This window comes from Rhodococcus sp. R1101 (genome assembly GCF_000278445.1).
Lineage (GTDB): Bacteria > Actinomycetota > Actinomycetes > Mycobacteriales > Mycobacteriaceae > Rhodococcus > Rhodococcus gordoniae.
This window is the reverse complement of sequence record NZ_AJVB01000210.1, coordinates 1-6,475: the sequence shown is the minus strand read 5'-3', so window position 1 is coordinate 6,475 and position 6,475 is coordinate 1. Positions and strand designations below refer to the sequence as shown.

Here is a 6,475-nt window from a genome sequence, read left to right as displayed (position 1 = left end):
CGACGCGCTGCTGCACCCGATCGCGTTCACCCTCGGGCTCACCATCGTGGTGGTGCTGCACATCCTGCTCGGCGAGATGGTGCCGAAGAACATCGCCATCGCCGGCCCCGAACGCGCCGCGATGCTGCTCGTGCCGATCCACCTGCTGTTCATGCGGCCCGCCCGGCCGGTCATCGCCTTCTACAATCTGTGCGCCAACGCCACCCTGCGCGCGGCACGTATCGACCCGAAGGACGAACTCGACACCTCGGTGTCCGCGGTGGAGCTCACCGAGATGATCGGCGAATCCCGCTCCGAGGGGCTGCTCGACGAGGAGGAACACGAGCGCCTCACCCGCGCCCTGGCCACCGGCAGCCGCACCGTCGCCGACGTGATGATCCCCCTCGCCCGGGTGCGCACCGTGCCGCACACCGGGGCGGGACCGACACTCGGGGATGTCGAGCATGCCGTCACCACGACCGGATTCTCGCGGTATCCGACCCGGCGTCCGGACGGCACGATCACCGGGTACGTCCACATCAAGGACGTGCTCGATCTCGTGCGGGAACAGTCCACCGGTCCCGAGACCGTCATCCCCGCCGCGGTGATCCGTCCGCTGCCCACCATCACGATCGCCGACGGTCTCGACGACGCCCTGGGCGCCCTGCGACGCAGCAACGCACATCTGGCCGGGGTGGTCGACACCACCGGCACGCTGCGCGGCATCGTCGCCCTCGAGGACCTCGTGGAAGAGTTCGTCGGGACGGTCCGCGACGCCACCCACCGGGTCGCGGACCCGCTGGGCAACCGGCCCCGTACGACCGCACCCCGACCGACCGAACGAGAATCATGACCCGCTCTCTCACCCCGACCGACCGTCCGACGATCCTGACCGAGGCGGAGTGGACCGCGCGGCGCGAGGAGCACCACACAGTCGTGGACGAGTTGCTCGGCGGACATCTCGGGCGCCGTGCCACCGGTCGCACCCATCCGGTGCACGACTTCCTGTTCACCTACTACAGCCTGCGGCCGAGTCAGCTGCGGCGCTGGCATCCCGGCTACGGCATCGTGCTGCTCGGGGCGAGTGCGGTGCGCGCCTACCGTGACCATGCCGGCTACGAGCGGGTCGTGATCGACGGGGAGCCGGGGGTGCGGGTGGGCCGTGGGATGCTCGACCGGCGCGCCGGCACCGTCGACTTCGTGGCCGGGCTGCTCGCCGCGACCGCCTCCCGCCCGCCGCAGCTGGGCTGCTTCGGCCTGCACGAATGGGCGATGGTGTACCGGGCGGGTACCGACGGGGTGCGGCATTCGTCGGTGCCCTTGCGCCTCGGCCGCGACGGTACGGATGCAGTGGTGGAATCAATGCAGTTGCGATGCACTCATTACGATGCGTTCCGGTTCTTCACCCCCGCGGCGGCCCCCCGCAACGCCGAGACACTGACCCGCGACGAGCAGATCCGTACCGAGCAACCCGGCTGCCTGCATGCCGGGATGGACTTGTACAAGTGGTGCTACAAGCTGCTGCCGCTGACCGATTCGGCGCTGACGGTGCGGTGCCTGCGACACGCGGCCGCAGCCCGCGAACTGGACATGCGGGCGAGCCCGTATGATCTCGAGGACTACGGCTACTCGCCCATCAGGATCGAGACTGCCGCCGGACGCGCACAGTACGTCCGCGAGCAGTCGGCGCTCACCCGTCGCGCCGCAGCTCTGAGAGAAGAGCTGATGAATCGATGTACCGCCCTGCAGGCGCACAGAACCACTGCGTCCGTTACTACCGGCGGGTAACATAATCGACGATTCCGTGCGGCCGGGATGTTTCCGGCCGCACAGCAACCGGAAAGAGTGAGGGTGATGACAGAACGCGTGCAGGTCGGCGGACTCCAGATCGCGCAGGTTCTCTACGACTTCGTCAACAACGAGGCCATCCCCGGCAGCGGGGTCGACGCCGACACCTTCTGGGCGGGTGCCGACAAGATCGTCCACGACCTCGCCCCCAAGAACCGGGCACTGCTCGCCAAGCGTGACGACCTCCAGGCCCAGATCGACGGCTGGCACCGCGAACGCGCCGGACAGCCCCACGACCCGGTCGCCTACAAGACCTTCCTCGAAGAGATCGGCTACCTCGTCCCGGCCCCCGAACCGTTCACCATCGGCACCGAGAACGTCGACACCGAGATCGCCGAGACCGCCGGCCCGCAGCTCGTCGTGCCCGTCCTCAACGCCCGCTTCGCGCTCAACGCCTCCAACGCGCGCTGGGGATCGCTCTACGACGCGCTCTACGGCACCGACGTCATCCCCGAAGAAGACGGCGCCGAGAAGGGCACCGGCTACAACAAGGTCCGCGGCGACAAGGTCATCGCCTGGGCCCGCGACTTCCTCGACAAGGCCGCACCCCTCGCGCAGGGCTCGCACGCCGACTCCACCGCCTACAGCATCGACGGCACCGAACTGAAGGTCACCCTCGAGGGCGGCACCGTCACCGGACTCGCCCAGCCCGACAAGCTCGTCGGCTACCTCGGCGACAAGGCCACCCCCTCCTCGGTGCTGCTGCGCAACCACGGCCTGCACATCGACATCCGGATCGACCCCGAGTCCCCCATCGGCAGCACCGACGCCGCCGGCGTCGAGGACGTCGTCCTCGAATCCGCCGTCACCACCATCATGGACTTCGAGGACTCCGTCGCCGCCGTCGACGCCGACGACAAGGTCATCGGCTACCGCAACTGGCTCGGCCTCAACCGCGGCGACCTGTCCGAGTCCTTCGACAAGGGCGGCAAGACCCTCACCCGCACGCTGAACCCGAACCGCGTCTACACCGCCCTCGACGGCAGCGACCTCGAACTGCACGGCCGCTCCCTGCTGTTCGTCCGCAACGTCGGGCACCTCATGACCAACCCCGCCGTCCTCGACCGCGACGGCAACGAGGTCCCCGAAGGCATCCTCGACGCGCTCGTCACCAGCCTGTGCGCCATCCACGGCCTGCACATCGACGAGGACCACGGCCCGCTCGCCAACAGCCGCACCGGCTCGATCTACATCGTCAAGCCCAAGCAGCACGGCCCAGAGGAATCCGCCTTCACCACCGAACTGTTCGGCCGCGTCGAAGAGGTCCTCTCCCTGCCCACCAACACCCTCAAGGTCGGCATCATGGACGAGGAGCGACGCACCACCGTCAACCTCGCCGCCTGCATCAAGGCCGCCTCCGACCGCGTGGTGTTCATCAACACCGGCTTCCTCGACCGCACCGGCGACGAGATCCACACCTCCATGGAGGCCGGACCCGTCGTCCGCAAGGCCGCCATGAAGCAGCAGCGCTGGATCGCCGCCTACGAGGACTGGAACGTCGACACCGGCCTCGCCTGCGGCCTGCAGGGCAAGGCCCAGATCGGCAAGGGCATGTGGGCCATGACCGATCTCATGCGCGACATGGTCGAGCAGAAGATCGGCCAGCCCAAGGCCGGCGCCAACACCGCGTGGGTGCCCTCACCCACCGGCGCCACCCTGCACGCCACCCACTACCACGAGGTCGACGTCTTCGCCGTCCAGAACGAGCTCAAGGGCACCAGCCGCGCCACCGTCGACGACATCCTCACCATCCCCCTCGCCGAGAACCCGAACTGGTCCGACGAGGAGAAGCGCGAAGAACTCGACAACAACTGCCAGTCCATCCTCGGCTACGTCGTGCGCTGGATCGACGCCGGCGTCGGCTGCTCCAAGGTCCCCGACATCCACGACGTCGCCCTCATGGAGGACCGCGCCACCCTGCGCATCTCCAGCCAGCTCCTCGCCAACTGGATCCGCCACGACGTCGTCACCGCCGACGAGGTCATCGCCTCCCTCGAGCGCATGGCACCCGTCGTCGACCGGCAGAACGAAGGCGACCCCGGCTACCGGCCGCTCGCCCCGAACTTCGACGACAACATCGCCTTCCAGGCCGCCAAGGAACTCATCCTCGAAGGCACCACGCAGCCCAGCGGCTACACCGAGCCGATCCTGCACCGCCGTCGTCGGGAGAACAAGGCCAAGTACGCCTGACCCGCACACCGACGCCCAGGGTCCCGATCCGCACCGGATCGGGACCCTGCCCGTCTCCGCACCGCGCGCCGGAGCCGGATCACACTCCGCTCCTCACTAGACTCGACCATCGGATCGACGAACGAAACGAGGCGGACACGACGTGGGCGGGCGACATCGCGGCAGCGGACGACGAGGAATCAGCACAAGCGTCATCGTGGTCGCCGCAGGCGTAGTACTCGCCCTGCTCGCCGTCCTCGGCTGGTTCCGCCTCCGCGACAACATCGACAACCAGGCCACCGCCGCCGCCGAAACCTGCGTCGAAGGCGACACCGTGCTGCACATCGCCGCCGACCCCCTCATCGCCCCCACCCTCACCGAACTCGCCGACCGCTGGACCGACGGCGGCGTCCGCGTCATCCGCGACCACTGCGTCACCGCCGAGATCACCCCCGTCGACAGCCTCGCCGCCGCCGACACCCTCACCGCCGGCACTTGGGATCCGGCGCTCGGCCCCGAACCCGCCCTGTGGGTCCCCCTCGACACCCGCATGAGCGCCCGCGCCACCGACACCATCGACGGCACCCCCGCTCCCTCGCCACCTCCCCGGTCGTACTCGCCGTCCCCACCGACCTCGGCCGCGCCCTCACCACCGCCACCATCCGCTGGCAGGACCTCCCCCGACTCCAGAACAACCCCGCCGCCATGCGCGAGATCGGACTCGACATCTGGGGCGCGCTCGGCCTCGCCCTGCCCACCGGCACCGAAACCCACGCGACCACGCTCGCCCTCGAAGCGGTCACCGCCGCCACCACCGGCATCGGCGCCGGACCGGTCACCCTCGAACAGGCCGCCACCCCCGCCGCGATCACCGCCGTGAGCACCCTCGCGCTCGGCGCCGACACCCTCGGCGCCATCGGCACCACCGCCGACACCCTCGCCGCGCTCGGCGCCCGACCCGACACCGATGCCCCCATCCACGCCGTGCCCGTCATCGAGCAGCAACTGCACCGCGCCCTCACCGGCGGGCAGATCCGCGGCCTCACCGGACACCTCCCCATCGGCGTCGCACCCGTCGTCGACTTCCCCGCCGCCGTCGTCGACGCCCCCTGGGTCGACGAGACCCTCGCCCGCGCCGCCGCGGAGTTCACCGACTACGCCCGCCGCCCCGAACAGACCGGCGTTCTCACCGCGCACGGCTTCCGCACCGCCGACGCCGTCCCGGAACCCGCCGGGGAACTGCCGCTGCCCCGCGTCGAGACCGCCCTCGCCCCGGCCGATCCCACCGTCGACGACGTCCTCGTCGCCCTGCGGCTCGCCCCGGTATCCCCACGCAAGGTCACGATGGTGGTCGACACTTCCACCTCCATGGGCACCCCCGCCGGCGACGGCACGCGACTCGACGCCACCGCCGGCGCCCTTCGCGAGGCCATGCGCCGCGCCTCCACCAACTCGGTGATGGGCATGTACGTCTTCGCCGACACCCCAACCGGGCACCGCGTCGCCGTCATCCGCGACGGCCTCACCGACGCCAAACGCGCGGCGATGTCCACGATCCTCGACGGCATCGACCTCACCGAGAAAGAACCGGTCTACGCCACCCTCGCCGCCGCCTACCGCGACGCCGTCGACAACTACGACCCGGCCCGACCGAACTCCGTGCTCGCCGTCGTCGACAGCGACGACCCCGACGAGACGGCCGCCCGCGACCTGCGCGCCGCGATCGACGAACTCTCGTCCCCCGACACCCCCGTGCGGATCGACGTCGTCGTCCTCGGCGACCGCACCGACCCCGCCCTCGAGCAGGCCACCGAGGCCACCGACGGCAGCCTCACCGTCGTCGACACCACCGACCCGGCCGACCTCACCGACCTTCTCCGAAAGCTGACGTCCTGACCGTGCTCCGCCTTCTCGTCGTGGGGGTCTTCCTTGCCCTCCTCACCTATCTGTTGCATCGACGACTCGTCCGGGTGCCCGGGCTGCCCCGTCCTGCCGCCCTCGCCGCCGACCTCGTCCTCGTCGTCATGTTCGTGCTCACGCTCGGCGCCGCCGAGGTGGGCACCGTGTTCGATCCCGCCTGGGCCCGCCCCGTCGGGTTCCTCGGCTGGAGCTGGCTGGCGGTGGTGCTGTACCTGATGCTCGGGCTCCTGCTCATCGGAGTCGGGCTGCTCGTCGCCCGCCTCGTCCGGCGCAGGCAACCCCGGCCGACCACCGGCGACGGCACCGTCGAGATTCCGCGACGGGGGCTGCGCGTCGCGACCGCCGTGCTCGTCGTGGCCGCGGTCGCCGCCGTCGGATACGGCACGATCGAGGCCGACCGGCCGCGGATCGTCACCGTGCCCGTCGCCCTGCAGGACCTGCCCGCCGGCTTCGCCGGCGCCCGCATCGCGCTCGTCACCGACCTGCACGTCGGTCCCGCCCGCGGCGCCGACTTCGTGCAACGTGTCGTCGACCTCGTCGCCGAAGAACAACCCGACCT

The 6,475-nt window shown here is 70.3% G+C and carries 5 protein-coding genes and 1 pseudogene; 5 read left to right on the top strand and 1 reads right to left on the bottom strand.

What is annotated here, in order from left to right; all coding sequences use genetic code 11:
- The 3 genes from R1101_RS26775 to R1101_RS0113840 all read left to right on the top strand — a co-directional run.
- Positions 1-832 (top strand): CNNM domain-containing protein (locus R1101_RS26775; RefSeq protein WP_016934009.1); only part of this gene is annotated, 832 nt, incomplete at its 5' end.
- Complete coding sequence (locus R1101_RS0113845) at positions 829-1,767, top strand: hypothetical protein (RefSeq protein WP_016934008.1); 939 nt, start codon at positions 829-831, stop codon at positions 1,765-1,767. The genes R1101_RS26775 and R1101_RS0113845, both read left to right, overlap by 4 nt.
- A 66-nt stretch (positions 1,768-1,833) precedes the next feature.
- The gene (locus tag R1101_RS0113840; protein WP_016934007.1) at positions 1,834-4,017 is read left to right on the top strand and encodes a malate synthase G; all 2,184 of its coding nucleotides are present in this window, start codon (positions 1,834-1,836) and stop codon (positions 4,015-4,017) included.
- Positions 4,018-4,096: 79 nt separating this feature from the next.
- On the opposite strand, the gene R1101_RS31005 is transcribed toward R1101_RS0113840, so the two are convergent.
- Positions 4,097-4,426, bottom strand: coding sequence for a hypothetical protein (locus R1101_RS31005; protein WP_016934006.1), 330 nt, complete (start codon positions 4,424-4,426; stop codon positions 4,097-4,099).
- 98 nt (positions 4,427-4,524) lie between these two features.
- On the opposite strand from R1101_RS31005, the gene R1101_RS26770 reads away from it, so the two are divergent.
- Positions 4,525-5,892, top strand: coding sequence for a substrate-binding domain-containing protein (locus R1101_RS26770; protein WP_232284750.1), 1,368 nt, complete (start codon positions 4,525-4,527; stop codon positions 5,890-5,892).
- A 2-nt stretch (positions 5,893-5,894) separates the two neighbouring features.
- Positions 5,895-6,475 (top strand): annotated as a pseudogene (locus tag R1101_RS0113830) (metallophosphoesterase); the annotation flags it as partial.